Source organism: Herbaspirillum sp. C9C3 (assembly GCF_013359625.1).
Lineage (GTDB): Bacteria > Pseudomonadota > Gammaproteobacteria > Burkholderiales > Burkholderiaceae_D > Herbaspirillum.
The window spans coordinates 321,425-346,225 of the sequence record NZ_JABFMQ010000001.1; the positions used below are offsets into that span (position 1 = coordinate 321,425).

Below are 24,801 nucleotides of genomic sequence, written 5' to 3' on the forward strand. Positions count from 1 at the left end.
ACAGGGTGAGCCGGGTCAGATGCGCAGGGTCTGGAGCAGCTCGGTTTCCAGCATGATCTGGTTGCGTGGCTGGGACAGGCCCGGGCCGTCGATGAGGAACACGTCTTCCACGCGCTCGCCCAGCGTCATGACCTTGGCCGTGTGCAGGTTGATCCGATACTTGGCCAGCACGTTGGAGATCGAATACAGCAGTCCGGCTCGGTCATTGGCCGAGACCGACAGCAGGTAATACTGGCCGCGTTCATCCGGGCGCAGGTCCACCGAGGGATTGACCGGGAAGGTGCGCGACAGGCGCGACAGGCGCGCCTTGGACGGTGCCGGCAGCGGCTCCTCCGACAGCAGCAGGGCGCCGAGCTCGTGCTCGATCAGGTTGATGATGTCGCGGTAGTTCTTGGCAAACACCGGCGCATTGATGAGGAAGGCATCCAGCGCGTAGTTGTTGCGGGTGGTGTGGATCTTGGCGTCGAAGATGCTGAAGCTTTTTTCATCGAAATAGCTGCAGATGCGCGCAAACAGGTCGGGGCGGTCGGGTGTGTAGACCGCCACCTGCACCCCTTCGCCAATGGGCGCCAGGCGGCAGCGCACCAGCGGTACGCCGGTCTCCACCTTGTCGTAGAAGCAGCGCGTCTGCCAGGCGATGTCGGAGGCGTCGTGGCGCAGGAAGTAGGCCACGTCCAGCTGCTTCCACAGCTTTTCGTGGGCATCGGCCGGCAGGCCGTAGAGGCGCAGGGTCTTGATGGCTTCCTGCTGGGTGTTCTTCAGTTCGCGGTCGGCCGAGGGGGCTTCTCCGCCCAGCACGCGCAGGGTCATGCGGTAGAGGTCTTCGAGCAGCTTGCCCTTCCAGGCGTTCCAGACCTTGGGGCTGGTACCGCGGATGTCAGCCACCGTCAGCAGGTAGAGTGCGGTCAGATGGCGCTCATCCTTGACCAGCTGGGCGAAGGCGGTGATGACGTCGGGGTCCGACATGTCCTGTTTCTGCGCCACGTGCGACATGGCCAGATGCTGCTCGACCAGAAACACGATCAGCTCGGTATTGTCCGGCGAGATGCCGTGCTGCTCGCAGAAGGCGCGGGCGTCGGCCATGCCCAGCTTGGAGTGGTCGCCACCCCGGCCCTTGGCGATGTCGTGGAACAGTGCTGCAACATACAGCACCCAGGGCTGGCCGAAGTTGGCCATCAACTGGCTGCAGAAGGGGTATTCATGCGCGTGTTCGCTCATGGTGAAGCGGCGTACGTTGCGCACCACCATCAGGATGTGCTGGTCCACCGTGTAGACATGGAACAGGTCATGCTGCATCTGCCCGACGATCTGGCGGAAGTTCGGCAGATAGCGGCCCAGCACGCTGGTGGAGTTCATCCCGCGCAGGGCATGGGTGATGCCGCGCTTGCTCTGGATGATCTGCATGAACAGGCGGTGATTCTCCGGATTGGCGCGGAAGGCGTTGTCGATCTTGAAGCGCGCGTGCCACAGCGCACGCAGGGTGCGCGCGGACATGTCCTTGAGTTCCGGATGCTCGGACAGTACCAGAAACACTTCCAGCATGGCCGAAGGCGTCTCCTCGAAGACCTTGTCATGGGCGATGTCGACGAATCCGTTGACTTCATTGAAGCGCTCGTTGAGCGGGCGCGGCACGGCCTGCTGCGGGAACAGGTGCGCTTCGATGTTCTGCAGCAGGATGGTGTTCAACTGGGTGACCGCCTTGGCGGCCCAGTAGTAGCGCTGCATCAGGTATTCGCTGGCGCGCCGGGTGTCGGTGGTCTTGAAGCCGAAGGTCTCGGCAATCGGGGTCTGGATGTCGAATACCAGGCGGTCTTCACGGCGATCCGTGACGATGTGCAGGCGGATGCGGATGTCCTTGAAGGCGCGTTCCTTCTGACGCAACTGGCGCGCCTCGGTGGAGGTCAGCATGCCGTGCTCGGCCAGTTCGCCCCAGGAATTGCCCAGGCCCGCTGCCTTGGCTACCCACAGGATCACCTGCAGGTCACGCAGGCCGCCGGGACTTTCCTTGCAGTTGGGTTCCAGACTGTAGGGGGTATCTTCATATTTGATGTGGCGCTGGCGCATTTCCAGGGTCTTGGCCTGGAAGAAGGCCAGCGGGTCCAGTGCGGCCAGGTAGCGTTCCTGCAATTGCTTGAAAAGAGCACGGTTGCCGGTCACCAGGCGGGCTTCCAGCAGACTGGTCTGTACCGTGATGTCGGCGGCGGATTCGTCCAGGCACTCGTCGATGGTGCGGATGCTGTGGCCAATTTCCAGACCGATGTCCCAGAACAACTGTACCAGGGACTCCAGTTTTTCCTTCTTGGCGGCATCCGGGGTCTGGTCCAGCAGGATCAGCACGTCCACATCCGAATGCGGGAACAGCTCGCCCCGACCATAGCCGCCCACGGCCACCAGGGCGGCGTTGCCGGACATGCCCAGTTCCTCCCAGGCGGTGGTGAGGGCCTCATCCACGTTGCGGCGCAACTGCGCCAGCAACTGCTCGGTCTTGTGGTTGGACTGGAACACCTCGATGGCTTGCTGGCGCGCGGCCTTGAGCTGTTTCTTGAGCGTGATGGCGAGTGTGGGCATCGTGGTAGGCAATCAGACAATCAGTGCTGGCAAGGCGGCGGGGCGGCGCCAAACGTGAACGAAGCCGCATCCCCATGCGGCTTCGGGCCCCAAGCAGGTTTCGTGCCGGAAACTGTGCGCAGCGTGGATGGGCACATGGTTCCGGCGGCCAGGATCACGCCGGGGTGGCGACCTGGTTCTGGATGAAGGCGGGCGGCGCCGGCATGCCGGGCGACACCGTCAGTACCTCGAAACCGGTCTCGGTGACCAGCACGGTGTGTTCCCACTGGGCCGACAGGCTGCGATCCTTGGTCTTGATGGTCCAGCCATCGCCCATTTCGCGGATTTCACGGCGGCCGGCGTTGATCATCGGTTCGACCGTGAAGATCATGCCGGCTTCCAGCCTTTCCAGCGTGCCGGGACGACCGTAGTGCAGCACCTGCGGCTCTTCATGGAAGACCTTGCCGATGCCGTGGCCGCAGAATTCGCGCACCACGCTGTAGCCGGCCTTTTCGGCATGCTGCTGGATGACATGGCCGATGTCGCCCAGGTGGGCGCCGGGCTTGATCTTGGAGATACCCAGCCACATGCACTCATACGTGATTTCGGTCAGGCGGCGCGCCAGGATGGAGGGTTCGCCCAGGAAGAACATGCGGCTGGTGTCGCCGTGGTAACCATCCTTGATGATGGTGACGTCGATGTTGAGCACGTCACCGTTCTTCATCACCTTGTCGCCCGGGATGCCATGGCAGATCACGTCGTTGAGGGACGTGCAGATCGCCTTGGGGTAGGGCGTGTAGCCCGGCGGACAGTAGTTCAGCGGGGCCGGGATGCTGCCTTGCACGTTGGTCATGTACTCGTGGCAGAGGCGGTCGATCTCGCCGGTGGTCACGCCCGGTTTCACGAAGGGGGTGATGTAGTCCAGCACCTCGGCGGCCAGCCGGCCGGCCACGCGCATGCCTTCGATGTCTTCGGCGGTCTTGATGGTGATGTTGCCCATGATGAATCGCAATTCGCTAGAAAATCGTCAAGTCAGGATTATAGACGACGGGGGTGGTTTCTGTTTTGTGCGCTCGGGGCGACCTGGCTTCATGTGCTACTTGAACAAAAGGGCAGGGTCGAGTAGAATGCCGGGCTGATCTGAAACCACGGATTGGTTGTCGAATGTGATGTGCGGAGTGATTCTTCATGTGGCTTTGACAATAAATGTTGTAAAAACTGTCGTAAAAATCTTTTGAAACGCGAATCCGTTCGCTAAAAGGGTGTCCGGCTGCATGAGCCGGATGACCGAGCGGATTCCAGACCTAACCCTGGAGAAATTCATGTCCGTTACCATGCGCGAAATGCTGGAAGCCGGTGTCCACTTCGGTCACCAAACCCGCTTCTGGAACCCCAAGATGGCCCCCTTCATTTTCGGCCATCGCAACAAGATTCACATCGTCAACCTGGAAAAGACCCTGGGCATGTACCAGGAAGCCGTCAAGTACGTGCGCCAGCTGTCGGCCAATCGCGGCACCATCCTGTTCGTCGGCACCAAGCGTCAAGCCCGCGACATCCTGGCCGCTGAAGCGCAACGCGCTGGCGTGCCCTACGTTGACCAGCGCTGGCTGGGCGGCATGCTGACCAACTTCAAGACCATCAAGACCTCCATCAAGCGTCTGAAGGACATGGAAGCTGCCATCGAAGACGGTTCGGTCGAGAAGCTGTCGAAGAAGGAAGCCCTGCTGTTCACCCGTGAACAGGAAAAGCTGCAGAAGGCCATCGGCGGCATCAAGGACATGGGCGGCATTCCTGACGCCATCTTCGTCATCGACGTCGGCTACCACAAGGGCGCCATCACCGAAGCCGCCAAGCTGGGCATTCCGGTCATCGGCGTGGTCGATACCAACCACTCGCCCGAAGGTGTCACCTACGTGATCCCGGGCAACGACGACTCCGCCAAGGCGATCGCTCTGTACGCTCGCGGCATGGCTGACGCCGTGCTGGAAGGCCGCGCCAACGCCGTCAACGACGTCGTCGAAGCAGTCAAGGGCGATGAATTCGTCGAGGTCGAGCAGGCTTGATTCTGCTCTTCCGGTAGTACGGTAGTCCAAAAAGGGGTGACAGCGGGTAGTGACGCAGTGGCCCCTTTTTTTTGATTCAATTTTCGAGTTTCAGGCATGCCGCAAATGCGGGATGCCTCCAAGTCAGGAGAAAAGTATGGCGGCAATTACCGCAGCAATGGTGGGCGATCTGCGTGCGAAGACCGACGCGCCGATGATGGAATGCAAGAAGGCGCTGACCGAAGCCGATGGCGACATGGCCAAGGCCGAAGAGATTCTGCGCGTCAAGCTGGGCAGCAAGGCTTCCAAGGCCTCTTCCCGCATCACCGCAGAAGGCGTGATCTCGACCTACATCGCTGGCAAGGTCGGCGCGCTGGTCGAAGTGAACTGCGAAACCGACTTCGTGACCAAGAACGACGAGTTCATCGGTCTGGTCGAAGCCGCTGCCAAGCTGGTGGTCGAGCAGAACCCGGCTGACGTGGCTGCCCTGGGCGCCTGCAAGCTGGCCGACGGCAAGACCCTGGAAGAACTGCGCACCGAACTGATCGGCCGCATCGGCGAGAACATGTCGTTCCGTCGCTTCCAGCGTTTCGAAACCACCGGCAAGCTGGCTTCCTACCTGCACGGCACCCGCATTGGCGTGATCGTCGAGTTCGACGGCGCCGAAGAGCAGGTCGGCAAGGACGTGGCCATGCACATCGCCGCCATGAAGCCGGTCGCTCTGTCGTCCGAGCAAGTGCCGGCCGACCTGATCGAGAAGGAACGCTCGGTCGCGGCCCTGAAGGCTGCCGAATCCGGCAAGCCCGCTGATATCGTCGCCAAGATGGTGGACGGTTCGGTGCAGAAGTACCTGAAGGAAGTGTCGCTGTTCAACCAGGCTTTCGTGAAGAACGACAAGCAAAGCGTCGAACAGATGTTGAAGGCGGCCAATACCACCGTCAAGTCGTTCGCCATGTACGTGGTCGGCGAAGGCATCGAGAAGAAGCAGGACGACTTCGCAGCTGAAGTCGCAGCGCAAGTGGCTGCAGCGAAACAAGCTCAGTAAGCGTCGCAGGAAAAACGGGCCGAGAGGCCCGTTTTTTTAAGCCGGCCACCGGGAACTTTCGCGGCCGTCCGCATCTACAGTCAGGGTCAGCAATTGGCTGGCGTTGATGAGGGCAGGGCAAGGCAGGCGGAATCTGCAGTACCAGCAGCAAGCAGCAAGCAGCAAGCAGCAAGCAGCAATACAGGCAATACAGGCAGTACATCAAGGCGCAGCAGCACAATCCCCTCATGCGTTCGGACGATCCCTGATGACGAAAATGCGCCATTTCGTCGGGCTACAGCGAGTGCCGGCGCGTCAATACGTAATTCAACCTCGGAAAGAACACGGAGCCCTGCAATGACAACACCAGCTTACAAGCGCGTACTCCTCAAACTCTCCGGCGAAGCACTCATGGGCGACGACGCCTACGGTATCAATCGCGCGACCATCGAACGCATGGTCGCGGATGTAGCAGAAATCAGCAAACTGGGCGTGGAACTGGCCATCGTGATCGGTGGCGGCAACATTTTCCGCGGCGTGGCGCCGGGCGCCCAGGGCATGGATCGTGCGACCGCCGACTACATGGGCATGCTGGCCACCGTCATGAACTCGCTGGCCCTGGCCGATGCCATGCGCCAGGCCGGCCTGACGGCCCGCGTGATGTCGGCCATCGGCATCGAGCAGGTGGTCGAGCCCTACGTGCGCCCCAAGGCGCTGCAATACCTGGAAGAAGGCAAGATCGTGGTCTTCGCTGCCGGCACCGGCAACCCCTTCTTCACCACCGACACCGCGGCCGCCCTGCGTGGTTCGGAAATCGGTGCCCAGATCGTGCTGAAGGCCACCAAGGTCGATGGCGTCTACACCGCCGACCCCAAGAAGGACCCGACAGCGACCCGCTACCAGTCGATTTCCTTCGACGAAGCCATCGCCAAGCACCTGCAGGTGATGGATGCGACCGCCTTTGCGCTGTGCCGTGACCAGAAGCTGCCGATCAAGGTGTTTTCCATCGTCAAGCCGGGCGCGTTGAAGAGCGTGGTCATGGGTGACGACGAAGGGACCCTGGTCCACGTCTGATCATATCTGAACGATATTGCAGTGCAGAAACCGGCCGCAGGCCGGGATTCCCGTTTACAATGCCCGTCTTTCAGGCATTTGCCATCAAGACAAGCCAAGTTATTGCACCAAAGTTAGGAGAGCAGCATGAGTGTCGCTGACGTCAAGAAAAATACCGAGCAGAAGATGGCCAAGTCCATCGAAACCCTCAAGACCAATCTGGCCAAGGTCCGTACCGGCCGTGCCCACACCGGCCTGCTGGACCAGGTCATGGTCGAATACTATGGTTCGCCGACCGGCCTGTCGCAGGTCGCCAACCTGACCCTGATCGATGCCCGCACCATCGGTGTGCAGCCCTTCGAGAAGAAGATGGCCGCCGTCATCGAAAAGGCCATTCGCGAAGCCGACCTGGGCCTCAATCCGGCCACCCATGGCGACCTGATCCGCGTGCCGATGCCCGCGCTGACCGAAGAACGCCGCAAGGAAATGGTCAAGCTGGTCAAGAGCGAAGCCGAAGATGCCAAGATCGCCGTGCGCAACATCCGCCGCGAAGGCAACGAAGGTCTGAAGAAGCTGGTCAAGGACAAGATCGCCTCGGAAGATGAAGAGCGCCGTGGCCAGGACGAGATCCAGAAGCTGACCGACAAGTTCGTCGCCGACATCGACAAGATGGTCTCCGAGAAGGAAAAGGAAGTCATGACGGTGTAAGCCGTCCTTGCAGGGCCCACGCGCGGCTGCTCTGGCGACCGCGCTGCACGACCAGTCGAAGACAGAAAAAGTGCAGGCGGGGAGCGGGGAAGGCGGTAGGGGCAGAACTGGCCGGTTTGTCAAAGCGGCCCCGCCCCATTACCATGAGTCGCTTCCCTCCCTTGCACGGAAAAGCAATAAATCATTTACATGAAGCATCAAAGCTCAACTCTGGCGGTTCCGGAGACCTCCGCGGTACCGCGCCATGTTGCCATCATCATGGACGGCAATGGTCGTTGGGCGACCAAACGTTTCCTGCCGCGTGTGGCGGGCCATGCCAAGGGGGTGGACGCGGTGCGCTCCATCGTCGAGGCCGCCGCCGAGCGCGGTATCGAATTTCTCACCCTGTTTGCCTTCAGCTCCGAGAACTGGCGCCGTCCTGCCGACGAAGTGTCGGTCCTGATGCGTCTGTTCATGACGGTGCTGGAGCGCGAAGTGGGCAAGATGGCCAACAATGGCATCCGCCTGCGCATCGTCGGCGATATGAGTCGCTTCGATCCCAAACTGCAGGAAATGGCGGCCAAGGCCGAAGCCCAGACCGCCGCCAACAGGCGCCTGACGCTGACCGTGTGTGCCAACTATGGCGGCCGCTGGGATGTGATGCAGGCTGTCTCCAGGATGGTCAAGGACAAGCCGGGTGCTACCGACTACACCGAAGAAGAGCTGGCCCCTTACCTGGCCATGGCCTACGCTCCCGAGCCTGACCTGTTCATCCGCACCGGCGGCGAGCAGCGTATCTCCAATTTCCTGTTGTGGCAGCTGGCCTATAGCGAGCTGTATTTCACCGAGACTTTCTGGCCTGATTTCGATGCCAAGGCGCTGGACCAGGCGATCGGTTCCTATCAACAACGCGAGCGCCGCTTCGGGCGCACCAGCGCCCAGGTGCTGGACCAGAAAAAGGTTTCCTGATGCTCAAGACGCGTGTCATCACGGCGTTGATCCTGCTGGCAATCCTGTTGCCGATCCTGTATTTCGCTTATTTCCCGGCCTTTGCCATGGCGGTGCTGGTATTTTTTGCCGCCGGTTCTTGGGAATGCTTCCGACTCTTCAAGAGCCCGCGGCCGACCCTGTGGGCGGCCGTATGGACGCTGGTCTTCAGCGTGATCCTGTTCTTCTCGGGCCTGCCCAGCGTGCGCGCCCTGTACGTGTTGTGCGTCCTGTTGTGGGTCTTGCGCTTCGTACCGGCATTGGGGCTGGGGCTGCCCGGGATCGAGGCCTTCAGCAATCGCCTGCTCAACGCTACCTACATGCTGTCCATCCTCGGTTGCTTCGTGGCCATCGTGGACCTGTTCCAGCATTCGCCGCTGTATCTGCTCTCGGTGATGGCGGTGGTGTGGGTGGCCGATATCGGCGCTTATTTCTCGGGCAAGGGGTTCGGCCGCCACAAGCTGGCGCCCACCATTTCCCCGGGCAAGTCCTGGGAAGGTGCCATCGGCGGCTGGCTGGCCGTGCTGGTGATCTCGGCGGCGGTGGCCATGTCCATGGGCGGGGGCGAGACCTTCCAGTATCAGCTCTTCAATCGCTGGGGCTGGGGCGGCTTTGTCGGTGTGTTGAGCCTCATGGTGGCCGCCAGCGTGGTCGGTGACCTGTTCGAGTCGCAGCTCAAGCGCCGCGCCGGCATGAAGGACAGCAGCAACCTGCTGCCCGGCCATGGCGGTGTGCTCGACCGTATCGATGCGCTCATCCCGGTGCTGCCGCTGGCAGCGTTGGTCGATCTGTGGCTGGCGGCTGCCTGAGCCGCCACTTTCCTCCTGGAAATTCCATGCAGTCCATCAGCATTCTCGGCGCTACCGGCTCCATCGGCGTATCCACGCTGGACGTGGTGGCCCGTCATCCCGACCGATATCGCGTCTTTGCGTTGAGCGCCCACTCCCGGGTGGCCGAGCTGGCAGAGCAGTGCCGGCGTTTCCGTCCGCAAGTGGCGGTGGTCGGCTCGGCCGATGCGGCAGCCCAATTGCAGGCCCTGCTGCGTGCCGCCGACCTGTCCACCGAGGTGCTCCACGGTCCAGAGGCACTGTGCGATATCGCCGCGGCCGACGGCTGCGACATGGTCATGGCGGCCATCGTCGGTGCCGCCGGGCTGGCCTCTACCCTGGCTGCGGCGCGTGCCGGCAAGAAGATCCTGCTGGCCAACAAGGAGGCGCTGGTCATCTCCGGCCAGCTGCTCATGGATGCGGTACAAGCCCATGGCGCCAGCCTGCTGCCTATCGACAGCGAGCACAACGCCATCTTCCAGTGCCTGCCTGCGGGCTATACCCGCTCGATGGCGGCGCACGGGGTCGAGAAGATCCTGTTGACGGCTTCCGGCGGCCCGTTCCTGCAGCGCGACGTGAATACGCTGGACCAGGTCACGGTAGAGGAGGCGGTGGCCCATCCCAAGTGGGTGATGGGGCGCAAGATCTCGGTGGATTCGGCCACCATGATGAACAAGGGCCTGGAAGTCATCGAGGCGCACTGGCTCTTCGGGGCGCCGGCCGAGAAGATCGAGGTGGTCATTCACCCGCAGAGCGTCATCCATTCCATGGTCTCCTATGCCGATGGCTCGGTGCTGGCGCAGCTGGGCAATCCCGACATGCGCACGCCCATCGCCAATGCGCTGGCCTATCCGGAGCGTATCGCCTCGGGCGTGGCGCCGCTGGAACTGGCGCAGATTGCGCAATTGTCCTTCCTTGCGCCGGACTATCAGCGCTTCCCCTGCCTGAAACTGGCGTATGATGCCCTGCGAGCCGGTGGTACGCTGGCGGCCATCCTCAACGCCGCCAACGAAGTCGCCGTGCAAGCCTTCCTTGATCGCCGCATCGGCTTCGGGAAGATCGCCCCCCTGATCCAAGAGGTCATGTCCGCCATTCCCAACCGGCAAGCCGACGACATCACGGCCCTGCTGGATCAGGACCGGCAGGCGCGTGACCTTGCCTGCGCCCTGATTTCACGATGACCTTGCTGCATACCCTGATCGCTTTCTTCGTGGCCCTGGGCACCCTGGTGGTGGTCCATGAGCTGGGGCATTACCTGGTGGCGCGATGGTGTGGTGTGAAGGTATTGCGCTTTTCGGTCGGTATGGGCCGGGTGATCTGGTCCCGCCGCTTCGGCCGCGACCAGACCGAGTGGGCTATCTCCATCCTGCCGCTGGGCGGCTATGTGAAGATGCTGGATGCCCGCGAACAGCCGCTGGAAGACATCCCGGAAGCCGATCTCAAGCGCGAATTCACCCGCCAATCCGTCTGGCGTCGCATCGCCATCGTGGCCGCCGGTCCGATCGCCAATTTCCTGCTGGCCATTGTCCTGTTTGCAGGTCTTTACATGCACGGCGTGCCGGAGCCGGTGCCCGTACTGCGCGCGGCGGCCGAACAGACGGCAGCCTACCAGGCCGGCCTGCGGGCAGGTGACCGCATCACCGCCATCAATGGTGCGCCGGTGCAGGTATGGTCAGAGGTGCGCTGGAAACTGATGCAGCTGGTGCTGGAAAAGGCCGATGCCCGCATCGACGTCGAGCGCCCCAATCGCGACGGCAGCGGCAAGCTGCTCGACACCGTCACCCTGCGCCTGGGCGGCATCGACAGCAATGAACTGGAAGGCGACTTCCTGGCCAAACTGGGCCTGGCACTGGCTCGTCCACCCGCCGTGCTGGGCAAGATCATGGAGGGCCCGGCCAAGGCGGCGGGTCTGCAAAGCGGCGACCGCATCACGGCCATCGATGGCATGCCGGTACAGGATGGCCTGGCCTTCGTGGAAAAGATCCGCGAGTCCGCCGGCAAGCCATTGCTGTTGCAGGGGCTGCGCGGTAGCGCAGCGCTTGAGGTGCGGGTCACCCCGGACACGGTGGAAGAGGCCCAGAGCGGCAAGCGCATCGGTCGCATCAAGGTTGAAATACCGCTGGCACCCGAGATGGCGACCATCAGTGACGGGCCGCTGACGGCAGTGGCCAAGGGCGCCCGGCGTACCTGGGATACCAGCGTGATGACCATCAAGATGATCGGCAAGATGGTCATCGGCCAGGTCTCGCTGAAGAACATCACCGGCCCCATCACCATTGCCGACTATGCCGGACAGACCGCCCGCGTGGGTCTGGTGAGCTACCTGAGTTTCCTGGCCTTCATCAGTATCAGCCTGGGGGTGATGAATCTGTTGCCAATCCCGGTTTTAGACGGCGGTCATTTGCTGTATTATGCGCTGGAGATTTTGACAGGGCGGCCCGTTTCCGAGCGGTTTGGGGAAATCGCGCAGCGCGCCGGCCTGGGATTACTGATGGCGCTGATGCTCGTTGCCGCATTCAACGATATCGTGCGACTGATGTTCCAAGGATGAATCCGGCCTGATGCCGCCCCCGCCGTGCAGTCGAGCAATCGAATGACGGCAGGGCAGCGAGAAAGACCGGATTTTTTACATTTGCCGGCCAACCCCGATGGCAGTTGTTAAGCAATTGGCAATGGATCAGGAATCCGTTTTCAATTGCTTACCAGCATCATGTCAGGCAGTGCCGCGGCGAAAAACTGTAGATGAACGATAGATGAAATTACACCCTGCGCAACATCCCATTCCGACTCTCTCCCGTCGCCTGATTGCCGCTGCCGCCTTTGCCCTGTGCTCCAGCCAGGCCATGGCCATCACGCCGTTCGTGGTCAAGGATATCCGCGTCGAAGGCATTCAGCGTACCGAGGCCGGCACCGTCTTCAGCTACCTGCCGGTGCGCGTGGGCGATACCTTCAATGATGAAAAGGCCACGGCCGCCATCAAGGCGCTGTATGCCACCGGTTTCTTCCGCGACGTGCGCATCGAGGCCGAAGGCGACGTGCTGGTGGTGCAGGTGGTCGAGCGTCCGGCCATCGCCAGCGTCGACTTCTCCGGCATCAAGGAGTTCGACAAGGAACAGCTGACCAAGGCCCTGAAGGAAATCGGCGTGGCCGAGTCGCGCATCTTCGACCGTTCGCAGGTCGATCGCGCCGAACAGGAACTCAAGCGTCAGTACCTCTCGCGCGGCCTGTATGGCGCCAAGGTCACCACCACCGTCACTCCGGTGGAGCGCAATCGCGTGGCCATCACCTTCTCGGTGGACGAGGGTGAAGTCTCCCGCATCAAGCAGATCAACTTCGTCGGCAACAAGGTCTTCTCCGACAGCACCCTGCGTGACCAGATCAAGCTGACCACGCCGGGCTGGTTCACCTGGTACACCAAGGCCGACCAGTACTCCAAGGAAAAGCTGCAGGGCGACATCGAAACCCTGCGTTCCTACTACCTGGATCGTGGCTATCTGGAAATGCAGGTCGAATCGACCCAGGTGTCGATCACGCCCGACAAGAAAGACATCTACATCACGGTCAACATCAAGGAAGGCGAGAAGTACACCGTCTCCGACATCAAGCTGGAAGGCGAGATGTTCGGCATGGAGCCGGAACTGGCCAAGCTGGTGCAGCTGAAGAAGGGCGACGTCTATTCCGGCGCCAAGCTCACCGAGAGCACCAAGAAGATCGGCGAACGTCTGGGCAACTTCGGTTACGCCTTCGCCAACGTCAACGCCAATCCCAATGTGGACCGCGAGAAGAAGCAAGTCGCCTTCACCATCATGGTCGATCCGGGCAAGCGCGTCTACGTGCGTCACGTCAACATTGCCGGCAATACCAAGACCCGCGATGAAGTGATCCGCCGCGAATTCCGCCAGTTCGAGGATTCCTGGTATGACGGCGAGAAGATCAAGCTCTCGCGCGACCGCGTGGACCGTCTGGGCTACTTCAAGGAAGTCACCATCGATACGCCGGAAGTGCCGGGCACCAGCGACCAGGTCGATGTGAACATGAAGGTCGAGGAAAAGCCGACCGGCAACATCATGGTCGGTGCCGGCTTCTCGCAATCGGACAAGCTCAGCCTGACCGGCTCGATCTCGCAGGAAAACGCCTTCGGCAGCGGCAATACCGTCGGGATCGACATCAACACCAGCTCGCGCTATCGCACGATCTCGGTCTCGACCACCAATCCCTACTTCACCGATGACGGCATCAGCCGCACCTACGAAGTCTACCTGCGCACGATTCGTCCTTCGGTCTACGCGACCGGTGACTACCGCGTCAAGACGCTGGGTGGCAGCATCAAGTTCGGCGTGCCGTTCTCCGAACTGGACCGCGTGTTCTTTGGTATCGGCCTGGAAAATACCCAGGTCAGCACCGACAGCACCAGCCCCTCGCTGTATCGCCAGTATGTGCGTGACTTCGGCGGTGCCGGCGGTGCCGGTTGCGACGTAACCGACGTTTCCTCGACGGCTACCTGCGGCATCGGCAGCGCCCGTACCACCAGCATCCCGCTGACCGTCGCCTGGCAGCGTGACGGTCGTGACTCGGCCCTGGTGCCGACCACGGGTCGCTACCAGCGAGCCAACCTGGAAGTTTCCTATCTGGGTTCGCTGAAGTACTACCGTGCCAGCTACCAGCACCAGTACTTCCAGCCGTTCTTCAGCAAGGCCGTCACGCTGGCCTTGAACGGCGAGGTCGACTATGGTCGCGGCATCGGCGGTAAACCCTATCCGGTGTTCAAGAACTACTATGCCGGCGGTATCGGCACCGTCCGCGGCTATGAAGCTTCGTCCCTGGGTAGCCTGAAAGACCAGTACGGCGACTCCATGGGTGGCGCCTCGCGTCTGTACGGCAACGCCGAATTGCAGTTCCCGTTCCCGGGCTCGGGCCAGGACCGCACGCTGCGCTGGTTCACCTTCTTTGACGGCGGCAACGTCTTCGCCGACGGCCAGAACATCAAGTTCAACGACCTGCGCTATTCGGCCGGTGTCGGTATCAGCTGGGTATCGCCGATCGGCCCGCTGAAGCTCAGCTTCGGCAAGCCATTGAACCTGAAGACGGGTGACAAGTCTCAAACCTTCCAGTTCCAACTGGGTACCGGCTTCTAAAGCGGTCATCATTGATTCGTAATACGGAGAGTAATCTTGAAGTTCATGACCAAATCGTTCCTGTCCCTGCAGACCATCGTGATGGCTGCCTGCCTGTTGAGCTTTGCCCCCGCCCATGCGCAGGAAGGCTCCAAAATCGCTTTCGTGAGCACCGAGCGCATCTTCCGCGAGGCAGCCCCTGCCAAGGCAGCGCAGGCCAAGCTGGAAGCCGAGTTCGCCAAGCGTGACCGTGACCTGCAAGACATGGCTGCGCGCCTGAAAGCCCAGTCCGACAAGCTGGACAAGGATGCCGCCGTGCTGTCGGACTCCGACCGCGCCAAGCGCCAGCGTGACCTGTCCGACCTGGACAAGGAATTCCAGCGCAAGCAACGTGAGTTCCGCGAAGACCTGAACCAGCGTCGCAACGAGGAACTGGCCGTGGTCCTGGAGCGCACCAACAAGGTGATCCGCCAGATCGCCGATGCCGAGAAGTACGATATCGTCTTCCAGGAAGCCGTCTACGCTTCCAAGCGCATCGACATCACCGACAAGGTCCTGAAGGAACTGGCCAAGTAATCGCTGTGATACCGTGCGGGCGCGGGGTGGCGACACCCTGGCGCCCGCACGTCGCTTCAGGGGCTGCCATGATGGCGGCCTTTGTTCTACCGTAACGCCAAGCAAGACCTATCATTCGGAAAAGCCAAGATGAGTATTCGACTGCAGCAACTGGTCGAGCGCCTGGGCGGCCAGTTGAAGGGGGATGCGGCCATCGCCGTCCAGGGCATCGCGCCGCTGGATGCCGCAGGTGCCAGCCACATCACCTTCCTTTCCAATCCCAAGTTCCGCGCGCAGGCCGACCAGACCCAGGCGGCGGCGCTGATCCTGTCCGAGGCTGACGACGCCCAGGTGCAGGGCTACGCCGGTGCCCGTATCGTCACCCGCAACCCCTACGCCTATTTCGCCCGCGCCGCCCAGTTGTTCCAGGCCGAGGCCGAAGTGCGCGCACCGGCGGGGATCCACCCCAGTGCCGTGGTCGATCCATCGGCCCAGGTGGCTGCGGATGCCGTGATCGGCCCGCTGGTGGTGATCGAGGCCGGTGCCGTCATCGGCGCCCGCGCCCGCATCGACGCCGGCAGCTTCATCGGCCACCATGCCCGGGTGGGCGAGGACACCCATTTCCACGCCCGTGCCACGCTGCATCACGCCTGCGAGATCGGTGCCCGCGGCATCGTCCATTCGGGTGCCGTCATCGGGGCCGATGGCTTCGGCTTTGCCAATGAAGCCGGACAATGGATCAAGATTCCCCAGGTAGGTCGTGTCATGATCGGTGACGACGTCGAAGTCGGCGCCAATACCACCATCGACCGCGGCGCCCTGGCCGATACCGTGATCGAGGAGGGTGTCAAGCTCGACAACCAGATCCAGATCGCCCATAACTGCCACATCGGCGCCCACACCGCCATTGCCGCCTGCGCCGGTATCGCAGGCAGCGCGAAAATCGGCAAATACTGCTCCATCGGCGGCGCGGCCATGATCCACGGTCACATCACCATCGTGGACAAGGTGCACGTCTCGGCCGGTACGCTGGCCTTGCGTTCCATCCTGGAGCCGGGGCAGTACACCGGCTTCTATCCCATCACCGAACACCGCGACTGGGAAAAATCCGCTGCATTGGTGCGCAATCTGGGCACGATGCGTGAGAAAATCCGGGCGTTGGAAAAATCGCTTAAGACGTTGACACAAGAACAAGCAGGCCAAGCCCTGCTTTCAGAGAATCAAGAAGAGAATGAATAGCCTCGACATCAATCAAATCAAACAGTACCTGCCGCACCGCTATCCGCTGCTGCTGGTCGATCGCGTGCTGAACTGGGAGAGCGGCAAGACGATCACCGCGATCAAGAACGTGACCGTGAATGAAGAATTCTTCAACGGCCACTTCCCGCACAAGCCGGTGATGCCGGGCGTGCTGATGATCGAGGCACTGGCCCAGACGGCTGCGTTGCTGTCCTTCCTGACCGAAGGCCGCAAGCCCGATGAAAATACCGTGGTCTACTTCGTCGGCATCGACAATGCCCGCTTCAAGCGTCCGGTGGAGCCGGGCGACCAGTTGAAGATGGAAGTGGAAATCACCCGCCGTGCCCGTGGCATCTGGAAATATCGCGCCGTGGCCACCGTGGACGGTCAGGTGGCCGTGGAAGGCGACCTGATGTGCACCATGCGCAGCGCCGCCGACGCCAGCCAGAGCGCCTGACCACAGGCCACCCTGCAAGGCTTGACGCATCAAGCCAGGCCCGGCGGTGATCGGCAAGATCGCGCCGGGCCTGATTCATTGTACAGATTGCTTCATTGCAAGATGTGCAACTCGTGAACCCATCGAAGCACAGGACATGTCCAAGATCCATCCCAGCGCAGTGATCGCTCCCGGAGCGCAGATCGACGAATCGGTCGAGATCGGCGCCTACGCCGTCATCGGCCCCGACGTGCGCATCGGTGCCGGCACGCGCATCGGTCCTCACGTGGTCATCGAAGGCCACACCACGATTGGCCGCGACAACGAGATTTTCCAGTTCGCCTCCATCGGCGCGGCCCCGCAGGACAAGAAGTACGCAGGCGAGCCGACCACCATGGAGATCGGCGACCGCAACACCATCCGCGAATTCGTCACCTTCAACCGGGGCACCGTCCAGGATGCCGGTGCCACCCGCATCGGCAACGACAACTGGATCATGGCCTACGTCCACCTGGCGCATGATTGCCAGCTGGGCAGCCATATCATCCTGGCCAACAATGCCACCCTGGCCGGCCACGTGCATCTGGGTGACCACGTGTTCCTGGGCGGTTTCACCACCGTACACCAGTTCTGCCATATCGGTGCCCACGCCATGACCGCCTTTACGGCGGCCGTGAGCCAGGACGTGCCGCCCTTCGTGACGGCCGCCGGCAACCGTGCGGTGCCGGCCGGCATCAACAGCGAGGGCCTGAAGCGGCGTGGCTTCAGCAGCGAGCAGATCATGGAGATCAAGCGCGCCTACAAGGTGATCTACCGCGCCGGCCTGCCGCTGGAAGAAGCCAAGCAGCAACTGGCGGACATGGAAGCCAAGTCCGCCCACAGCGCCGAACACATCCGCCTGCTGCGCGAGTTCATCGAGGCTTCGGCCCGTGGCATCATCCGCTGACATCACGCGCCGCCAGTCGATCGCACTGGTGGCCGGGGAAAGCTCGGGCGACCTGCTGGGCAGCCGCCTGCTGGCCGGGGTGCGCGAGCGCCTGCCGGAAGTGCGCCTGCATGGCATTGGCGGCGAGCACATGATGGCCCAGGGTTTTGCCAGCGACTGGCCGATGGACAAGCTGACCGTGCGTGGCCTGTTCGAGGTGATTCCGCGTTACCGCGAGATCAAGGGCATCCAGGAGTCGCTGCGCGACAAGCTGCTGGCGGACCGGCCTGACGTCTTCGTGGGTGTCGATTACCCCGGTTTCAACCTGGGCCTGGAAGAGCAACTCAAGAAGGCCGGTATCCCGACCATCCACTTCATCGGCCCGCAGATCTGGGCCTGGCGCGGCTGGCGCATCAAAAAGATCCAGCGCGCCGTGTCGCACATGCTGGTGATCTTTCCCTTCGAGGAAAACCTGTATCGCCAGGCGGGGGTCCCGGTCACCTATGTGGGCCACCCGCTGGCCGAGGTGATCCCGCTGCAACCCGATACCGAGGGTGCACGCCAGCGTCTGGGCCTGACCGGGCCGGGCAGGGTGGTGGCCATCCTGCCGGGTAGCCGCATGAGCGAACTGAAGCAGAATGGCGAAGGTTTCCTCGCCGCAGCACGGTTGTTGCGGCAGCGTGATGCGCAATTGCAGTTCGTCACGCCCATGGCGGGCGAGCGCCAGATGGCCTTTTTTGAAGAACAGATTCGCCAGGGCGGATATGAAGATCTTGGCATCAGCGTGATCCGTGGCCAGTCGCACAGCGCCATGGAGGCTTCGGACGCCGTGCTGGTGGCCTCCGGAACGGCCTCGCTGGAAGTGGCGCTGTACAAGAAGCCGATGGTGATCTCCTACAAGGTCAACTGGGCCTCGTACCAGATCATGCGGCACATGGCCTACCAACCCTGGGTGGGCCTGCCCAACATCCTGGCGCGCGATTTCCTGGTGCCGGAACTGTTGCAGCACCAGGCCACGCCCCAGGCGCTGGCCGATGCCATGTGGCACCAGCTGGAAGACCATGCGCACCAGCAGCGTCTGGTGCGGCGTTTTGCCGATATACATCAGTCCCTGTTGCGCGATACCAGCCGGGAAGCCGCCAATGCGGTCTGTGAAGTCATGGGTGCGCGGCGCCGCTGATCGGCGGATCTACCGGGAAGAAGGATCGCTGCGGCGATCCGTTTGAGAGTTTGATGAAGGAATTTGCTATGCCCAAGGCGGCCCCCCATACCCTGGCTTTGTTTGACGACCATACCGGCGAGATCCTCTGCGGGGTCGATGAGGCCGGCCGCGGTCCGCTGGCCGGGCCGGTGTTTGCGGCGGCCGTGATCCTTGATCCGGCACGTCCGATCAAGGGCCTGCGCGACTCCAAGAAGCTCTCCGAAGCCGCGCGCGACAGCCTGGCGCTGGAAATCAAGGAATCGGCCCTGGCCTGGGCCATTGCCTCCTGCAACGAGCAGGAGATCGACGAACTCAACATCCTGCACGCCAGCATGCTGGCCATGCGGCGCGCGGTGGAAGCGCTCTCCACGCCGCCCACGCTGGCCCTGATCGACGGCAACCGCTGCCCGGTCATGAGCATTCGCTGCGAAGCCATCGTCAAGGGCGACGACAAGGTGCCCGCCATCTCGGCCGCCTCCATCCTGGCCAAGACGGCGCGCGATGCGGCGCTGATGGTCTTGCATGACACTTATCCGCATTACGGTTTTGATCGCCACAAGGGCTATCCCACGCCGCTGCACCTGGAGATGCTGCGCCTGCATGGCGTCTCGCCGGTGCATCGTCGTTCCTACGCGCCGGTCAGGGCCTTGCTGTCGAGCCAGGCCGCAAGGATGGCGTGAACGTGATGAGCATGAAACTGATCACCTCCAAGGACAATCCGGTCTTCAAGGACTTGAAGCAGCTGGCCACCAGCAGCCAGGCCCGCCGCCGTGCCGGCCAGAGCCTGCTGGATGGCGTGCATCTGGCGCAAGCCTGGTTGCAGCATCGCGGCGCGCCACAGGTCTGTGTGGTGGCCGAGAGTGCCCGGTATCACCCTGAAGTGGCACCCATTCTGACGCAATGTGAAGCATTGCGCGCGCAATGCCTGGTGCTGGCCGACAAGCTCTATGACGCCATCAGTACGGTGGAAAACGGCGTGGGCTTGTTGCTGTTGGTGACGACGCCGGAGCCTGCTGCCCCCACGTCCTTGAAGGAGTCGGCCGTCTTGCTGGACGGCCTGCAGGATCCGGGCAATCTCGGCTCCATCCTGCGCAGTGCGGCCGCTGCGGGCGTGAAACAGGTGTTTTGCTCGCCGGGTACGGCGGCCGCCTGGTCGCCCAAGGTCTTGCGGGCCGGCATGGGCGCGCACTTCGTGCTGGATATCTTCGAGAATGCCGATCTGGTGGCCCTGTGCGCCGCCAGCCGCATCCCCTTGCTGGCCACCAGTTCGCATGCGGCCCAGACCATCTATGACTGTGACCTGTCCGGTCCGGTCGCCTGGCTGCTGGGGCATGAAGGGCAGGGCGTGTCGCCAGCCTTGCAGGATGCGGCCACGCATGAAGTGGTGATTCCGCATCTGGGCCAGATGGAGTCGCTCAACGTGGCTGCTGCCGCCGCCGTCTGCCTGTTCGAACAACTGCGTCAGCGCACCGTCGGGCGTTGACGGCGGTGCCGACCATGGCTGTCTTTCCGCCAAAGGACATGGCCGCCATGGCCGACTATTTCCGTGGAGAGTGGCTCTTCACCCGGACCATCTGGGAGGGCAGCGCGTCCCCCCAGGCGACGGCCACGGGTGAATTGAGCTTCACCATGGGCGCGCTGCCCGGCCAACTGATCTATCGCGAGCAGGGGCAGTTGCGCATGGTAGCCGCGCCGGCTCGCCTGATCCCCTTCACCCGCGTCTTTGACTATCGTTTCAGCGCTGATCGCCTGGCAGTGCTGTTTGCCGACGGCGAGCGCATCGGTCAGCCTTACCAGGACTACCTGCTGCAAGGACAGGCGCTCATGCCGGCCGCCGATCACCTGTGCGGCCCGGATTGCTATACGGCGGCGTATACAGCCCATAGTGAAAATTCCTTCACCATGGACACGTCCATTCAGGGCCCCAGGAAGTGCACCCGCGTGCTTACTGAATTTTCACGCCGATTTTCGCTCAGCGCGTCTCCAGCTTGATCTCCTGCAGGATGGTGGCGGCGATTTCCTCGATGGACTTGGTGGTGGAGGACATCCAGCGGATGCCTTCGCGCCGCATCATCTTCTCGGCCTCATTGATCTCATAGCGGCAATTCTCCAGCGAGGCGTACTTGCTGCCGGGGCGGCGCTCATTGCGCACTTCCGACAGGCGTTCAGCCGCAATGGTCAGACCGAAAATCTTCTTCTTGTGCAGCACCAGGCCGCTGGGCAGCTTCTCGCGCTCGAAGTCTTCCGGAATGAGCGGATAGTTGGCGCATTTGATGCCGAACTGCATGGCCAGGTACAGGCTGGTCGGGGTCTTGCCCGAGCGCGACACGCCTACCAGGATCACGTCGGCTTCCGACAGGTTCTTGTTGGATTGCCCGTCATCGTGCGCCAGCGAGAAATTGATGGCCTCGATGCGGTTGCGGTATTCCTCCGAATCGGTGGTGTTGTGGCTGCGGCCGATGGTGTGGGTGGACTTCATCTCCAGTTCCTGCTCCAGCGGCTCCACGAAGGTCTGGAACAGGTCCATGTGCATGGCCTTGGCGCGGCGGATCACCGAGGACAGTTCCGACTTCACCAGCGTAGAAAAGACGATGGGCAGCTTGCCATCCACCGCATAGGCTTCATTGATCTTGCGGGTGGCGTCGTGGGCCTTTTCCAGAGTATCGATGAAGGGCAGGCGGATCTGCTTGAAACGCAGCTCGAACTGGCTCAGCACCGAATGCCCGAAGGTCTCCGCCGTGATGCCGGTGCCGTCGGAGACGAAGAACACGGTGCGGTTGGCGGCCAGAACGGGGGAAGGGTGCGGGATCGGCATGGGGTCGAGCATTTAGTTGTCTTTTGGAAAATAGAAAAAGTATTAGGTGCTACGAACAAAAATGATTTCACGCGGTACAATGCTTGGCAACACTTTCGAGAAGCCCATCTTGATGACCGTCATGCACCTGCGCAATTGGCCCGAGTTCCTGATGATGTTTGCACTGGCAAACGTCCTCGGTGCGGCTGCGCGCCTGATGCTGTCCATGGGCTGGTCCTCGACGCCGCACCTGCTGCCGCAACCGTCGCAGAATAACAAAAATAAACCGACCCATGCCGCGCCCGCGAAGATTTCTTATCATCAAGCTAGGGGTTGTCATGTCCAACGCAGTAAACACCCAGGGGGCGGTATACGTAGCCTCCTTTGAAACTCTTCGCATGACGGACGTCGAGTCCGTCGGTGGCAAAAACGCATCGCTGGGTGAAATGATCTCCCAGCTGGCCGGCGCGGGCGTTCGCGTGCCGGGCGGTTTTGCCACGACTGCGCAAGCTTTCCGCGATTTCCTGGAGCACAGCGCCGATGGAGGCCCGACCCTGGCCGCCCGTATCGCCAAACGTCTCGAAGGTCTGGATATCGATGACGTGCGCTCGCTGGCGCAAGCCGGTGCCGAGATCCGTCAATGGATCGTCGAAACCCCGTTCCAGCCGCGCCTGGATCAGGAAATCCGTGCCTTCTACGACAAGCTGGTGGCCGATTCGACCGCCGAGATGTCCTTCGCCGTGCGCTCCTCCGCCACCGCAGAAGACCTGCCCGACGCGTCCTTCGCCGGTCAGCAGGAAACCTTCCTGAACGTGGTCGGCATCGACAACGTGCTCGAAGCCATGAAGCACGTCTTCGCCTCGCTCTACAACGATCGCGCGATTTCCTATCGCGTCCACAAGGGCTTCACCCACGCGGAAGTGGCCCTGTCGGCCGGCGTGCAGCGCATGGTCCGTTCGGACGTGGGCGCGGCTGGCGTGATGTTTACCATCGATACCGAATCCGGCTTCAAGGATGTGGTCTTCATCACCTCCAGCTATGGCCTGGGTGAAACCGTGGTGCAGGGCGCCGTCAACCCGGACGAATACTACGTCCACAAGCCCATGCTGGAACTGGGCAAGCAGCCGGTGATCCGCCGCAACCTGGGTTCCAAGCTGATCAAGATGGAATTCACCGGCGAAGCCAAGGCCGGCCGTTCGGTCAAGACCGTGGATGTGCCGGTGGAACTGCGCAACCGTTATTCCCTGACCGACGCCGAAGTGGTGGAACTGGCCAAGTACGCCACCATCATCGAGAAGCACTACCAGCGTCCGATGGACATCGAATGGGGCAAGGACGGCCGCGACGGCAAGCTCTACATCCTGCAGGCCCGTCCGGAAACGGTGAAGTCGCAGCAGAAGGCGACCGATGCACAACAGCGCTTCAAGCTCAAGAGCTCGGGCACCGTGCTGGCCACCGGCCGTGCGATCGGCCAGAAGATCGGCGCCGGTCCGGTGCGCGTCATCAGCGATCCGGCTGAAATGGAACGCGTGCAGCCCGGCGACGTGCTGGTGGCCGACATGACCGACCCCAACTGGGAACCGGTCATGAAGCGTGCCTCGGCCATCGTCACCAACCGTGGCGGCCGTACCTGCCACGCCGCCATCATCGCGCGTGAACTGGGCGTGCCGGCGGTCGTGGGTTGTGGTGATGCCACCGAAGTGCTCAAGGATGGCACCCTGGTGACGGTCTCCTGCGCCGAAGGCGACGAAGGCAAGATCTACGACGGCCTGCTGGAAACCGAAGTGACCGAAGTGGCCCGTGGCGAACTGCCGCCGATCCCGCTGAAGGTGATGATGAATGTGGGCAATCCGCAGCTGGCCTTCGACTTCCAGTCGATTCCCAACGGCGGTGTCGGCCTGGCGCGTCTGGAATTCATCATCAACAACAACATCGGTGTGCACCCCAAGGCCATCCTGGAATACCCGAACATCGACGCTGACCTGAAGAAGGCGGTCGAATCGGTGGCCCGTGGCCACGCCTCGCCCAAGGCCTTCTACGTCGACAAGCTGGCCGAAGGCATCGCCACCATCGCCGCCGCCTTCTGGCCCAAGCCGGTGATCGTGCGTCTGTCGGACTTCAAGTCCAACGAGTACAAGAAGCTCATCGGCGGTTCGCGCTACGAGCCGGACGAAGAAAACCCGATGCTGGGCTTCCGTGGTGCCGCGCGCTACCTGGCCGACGACTTCGCCGAAGCCTTCCAGATGGAATGCCTGGCCATGAAGCGCGTGCGTGAAGACATGGGCCTGACCAACGTCGAGGTGATGGTGCCCTTCGTGCGTACCCTGGGCCAGGCCGAGAAGGTCATTGGTCTGTTGGGCAAGTATGGTCTCAAGCGTGGCGAGAACGGCCTGCGCGTCATCATGATGTGCGAAGTGCCGTCCAACGCGATTCTGGCCGAGCAGTTCCTGGAGCACTTCGATGGCTTCTCCATCGGTTCCAACGACCTGACCCAGCTGACCCTGGGCCTGGACCGCGATTCCGGCATGGAACTGCTGGCCGCTGACTTCGACGAGCGTGATCCGGCCGTGCAGGCCTTGCTGACCAAGGTCATTGCTACCTGCCGCGAAAAGGGCAAGTACGTCGGCATCTGTGGTCAGGGTCCGTCGGATCATCCGGACTTCGCCGAATGGCTGATGGAGCAGGGCATCGAGTCCATTTCGCTGAACCCGGATACCGTCATCGACACCTGGCAGCACCTGGCCAAGAAGTGATGAAGCTTTAAGCGTCACTGACGACGGTCTTCAAAAGAAGTGGAAGGCGCGGGCAGAAATGTCCGCGCCTTTGTTTTTGGTTTCCCAAGCTGCGGTAGACTTGCCGTGTTTGCAGTTTTCTTCATGGGGGTTCAACGATGACGGACTGGGCTATCTGGCTGGTGCTGGCTGGCGGGCTGCTGGGTGCAGAACTCTTCACAGGCACCTTTTACCTGCTCATGATCGCGCTGGGCATGGCGGCCGGTGCCATCGCCGCGTGGTGCGGGCTGGTGCTGGAGTGGCAGTTGCTGGTGGCCGCCGTGGTGGGTGTGGCTGCCGTGCTGGGCTTGCGCCGCAGTCCTTATGGCCGGCTGCGCCGCAGCAGCGCCAACGATGATCCCAATCTGCTGCTGGATATCGGCCAGAGCGTCGAGGTTGCGGCCTGGCAGGTGCACGGCAACCAGTTCATGGCGCGCGTGCCTTATCGCGGCGCGCAGTGGGATGTGGAGCTGCTGCCCGGCCATCATGCCAGCCCCGGCAGCTTCGTCATCCGCGAAATCCGTGGCAGCCGCTTGCTGGTTGCGCCACGTTGATCGGTATCTTCATTTCTTCCCCCCTCTCGTTTTCAGGAGAATTCC

At 62.1% G+C, this 24,801-nt stretch carries 23 protein-coding genes; 20 read left to right on the plus strand and 3 right to left on the minus strand.

Annotated features, from left to right (window positions below):
- Positions 1-15 precede the first annotated feature (15 nt).
- Positions 16-2,568, minus strand: coding sequence for a [protein-PII] uridylyltransferase (locus tag HNO82_RS01520; protein WP_175342509.1), 2,553 nt, complete (start codon positions 2,566-2,568; stop codon positions 16-18).
- Positions 2,569-2,722: 154 nt separating this feature from the next.
- Complete coding sequence (gene map / locus HNO82_RS01525) at positions 2,723-3,547, minus strand: type I methionyl aminopeptidase (protein ID WP_175342510.1); 825 nt, start codon at positions 3,545-3,547, stop codon at positions 2,723-2,725.
- 322 nt (positions 3,548-3,869) lie between these two features.
- Between map and rpsB the strand changes: the two genes are divergently transcribed.
- The 17 genes from rpsB (at position 3,870) to HNO82_RS01610 (ending at position 20,629) form a co-directional block, all read left to right on the plus strand.
- Complete coding sequence (gene rpsB / locus HNO82_RS01530; RefSeq protein ID WP_175342511.1) at positions 3,870-4,610, plus strand: 30S ribosomal protein S2; 741 nt, start codon at positions 3,870-3,872, stop codon at positions 4,608-4,610.
- Positions 4,611-4,746: 136 nt separating this feature from the next.
- Positions 4,747-5,634, plus strand: a complete 888-nt coding sequence (gene tsf / locus HNO82_RS01535) for a translation elongation factor Ts (RefSeq protein ID WP_175342512.1) — start codon at positions 4,747-4,749, stop codon at positions 5,632-5,634.
- Between the two features lie 336 nt (positions 5,635-5,970).
- Positions 5,971-6,687, plus strand: coding sequence for a UMP kinase (pyrH, locus tag HNO82_RS01540; RefSeq protein WP_008328425.1), 717 nt, complete (start codon positions 5,971-5,973; stop codon positions 6,685-6,687).
- Positions 6,688-6,813: 126 nt separating this feature from the next.
- Complete coding sequence (gene frr, locus HNO82_RS01545; protein ID WP_175342513.1) at positions 6,814-7,374, plus strand: ribosome recycling factor; 561 nt, start codon at positions 6,814-6,816, stop codon at positions 7,372-7,374.
- Positions 7,375-7,563: 189 nt separating this feature from the next.
- On the plus strand, positions 7,564-8,322 hold the full coding sequence (uppS, locus tag HNO82_RS01550; protein ID WP_175342514.1) for a polyprenyl diphosphate synthase: 759 nt from the start codon (positions 7,564-7,566) through the stop codon (positions 8,320-8,322).
- Complete coding sequence (locus HNO82_RS01555; RefSeq protein WP_008328431.1) at positions 8,322-9,149, plus strand: phosphatidate cytidylyltransferase; 828 nt, start codon at positions 8,322-8,324, stop codon at positions 9,147-9,149. The genes uppS and HNO82_RS01555 overlap by 1 nt, the downstream gene beginning before the upstream one ends.
- A gap of 26 nt (positions 9,150-9,175) precedes the next feature.
- Positions 9,176-10,348, plus strand: a complete 1,173-nt coding sequence (gene ispC, locus HNO82_RS01560; RefSeq protein WP_175342515.1) for a 1-deoxy-D-xylulose-5-phosphate reductoisomerase — start codon at positions 9,176-9,178, stop codon at positions 10,346-10,348.
- Entirely contained in the window at positions 10,345-11,718 is a 1,374-nt protein-coding gene (gene rseP / locus HNO82_RS01565; protein ID WP_175342516.1) for an RIP metalloprotease RseP, read from the plus strand. Before ispC ends, rseP begins: the two co-directional genes overlap by 4 nt.
- A gap of 202 nt (positions 11,719-11,920) precedes the next feature.
- On the plus strand, positions 11,921-14,302 hold the full coding sequence (gene bamA, locus HNO82_RS01570; protein WP_008328437.1) for an outer membrane protein assembly factor BamA: 2,382 nt from the start codon (positions 11,921-11,923) through the stop codon (positions 14,300-14,302).
- 45 nt (positions 14,303-14,347) lie between these two features.
- A complete protein-coding gene (locus HNO82_RS01575) occupies positions 14,348-14,857 on the plus strand; it encodes an OmpH/Skp family outer membrane protein (RefSeq protein WP_237713536.1) in 510 nt (169 codons plus the stop codon).
- Positions 14,858-14,986: 129 nt separating this feature from the next.
- The gene (gene lpxD, locus HNO82_RS01580) at positions 14,987-16,075 is read left to right on the plus strand and encodes a UDP-3-O-(3-hydroxymyristoyl)glucosamine N-acyltransferase (RefSeq protein WP_175342517.1); all 1,089 of its coding nucleotides are present in this window, start codon (positions 14,987-14,989) and stop codon (positions 16,073-16,075) included.
- Positions 16,068-16,532 (plus strand): 3-hydroxyacyl-ACP dehydratase FabZ, encoded by a 465-nt coding sequence (gene fabZ / locus HNO82_RS01585; protein ID WP_006462531.1) that lies wholly within the window; start codon positions 16,068-16,070, stop codon positions 16,530-16,532. The genes lpxD and fabZ overlap by 8 nt, the downstream gene beginning before the upstream one ends.
- A gap of 136 nt (positions 16,533-16,668) precedes the next feature.
- Positions 16,669-17,457, plus strand: a complete 789-nt coding sequence (gene lpxA / locus HNO82_RS01590; RefSeq protein WP_175342518.1) for an acyl-ACP--UDP-N-acetylglucosamine O-acyltransferase — start codon at positions 16,669-16,671, stop codon at positions 17,455-17,457.
- Positions 17,441-18,616, plus strand: a complete 1,176-nt coding sequence (gene lpxB / locus HNO82_RS01595) for a lipid-A-disaccharide synthase (protein ID WP_175342519.1) — start codon at positions 17,441-17,443, stop codon at positions 18,614-18,616. The genes lpxA and lpxB overlap by 17 nt, the downstream gene beginning before the upstream one ends.
- Positions 18,617-18,684: 68 nt before the next feature.
- Entirely contained in the window at positions 18,685-19,317 is a 633-nt protein-coding gene (gene rnhB / locus HNO82_RS01600; RefSeq protein WP_175342610.1) for a ribonuclease HII, read from the plus strand.
- A gap of 11 nt (positions 19,318-19,328) precedes the next feature.
- Entirely contained in the window at positions 19,329-20,120 is a 792-nt protein-coding gene (locus HNO82_RS01605) for a TrmH family RNA methyltransferase (RefSeq protein WP_175342520.1), read from the plus strand.
- Positions 20,121-20,167: 47 nt separating this feature from the next.
- On the plus strand, positions 20,168-20,629 hold the full coding sequence (locus HNO82_RS01610) for a DUF6314 family protein (RefSeq protein WP_249776904.1): 462 nt from the start codon (positions 20,168-20,170) through the stop codon (positions 20,627-20,629).
- Here the strand turns inward: HNO82_RS01610 and ppsR are convergent.
- Entirely contained in the window at positions 20,610-21,464 is an 855-nt protein-coding gene (gene ppsR, locus HNO82_RS01615) for a posphoenolpyruvate synthetase regulatory kinase/phosphorylase PpsR (protein WP_034350275.1), read from the minus strand. The two genes, HNO82_RS01610 and ppsR, sit on opposite strands and share 20 nt — an antisense overlap.
- A 67-nt stretch (positions 21,465-21,531) precedes the next feature.
- On the opposite strand from ppsR, the gene HNO82_RS01620 reads away from it, so the two are divergent.
- The 3 genes from HNO82_RS01620 (at position 21,532) to HNO82_RS01630 (ending at position 24,756) form a co-directional block, all read left to right on the plus strand.
- Positions 21,532-21,819, plus strand: a complete 288-nt coding sequence (locus HNO82_RS01620) for a hypothetical protein (RefSeq protein ID WP_249776905.1) — start codon at positions 21,532-21,534, stop codon at positions 21,817-21,819.
- Positions 21,820-21,829: 10 nt separating this feature from the next.
- The gene (gene ppsA / locus HNO82_RS01625) at positions 21,830-24,184 is read left to right on the plus strand and encodes a phosphoenolpyruvate synthase (protein WP_249776906.1); all 2,355 of its coding nucleotides are present in this window, start codon (positions 21,830-21,832) and stop codon (positions 24,182-24,184) included.
- Positions 24,185-24,321: 137 nt separating this feature from the next.
- Positions 24,322-24,756, plus strand: a complete 435-nt coding sequence (locus HNO82_RS01630) for an NfeD family protein (protein ID WP_175342524.1) — start codon at positions 24,322-24,324, stop codon at positions 24,754-24,756.
- Positions 24,757-24,801: the final 45 nt, after the last annotated feature.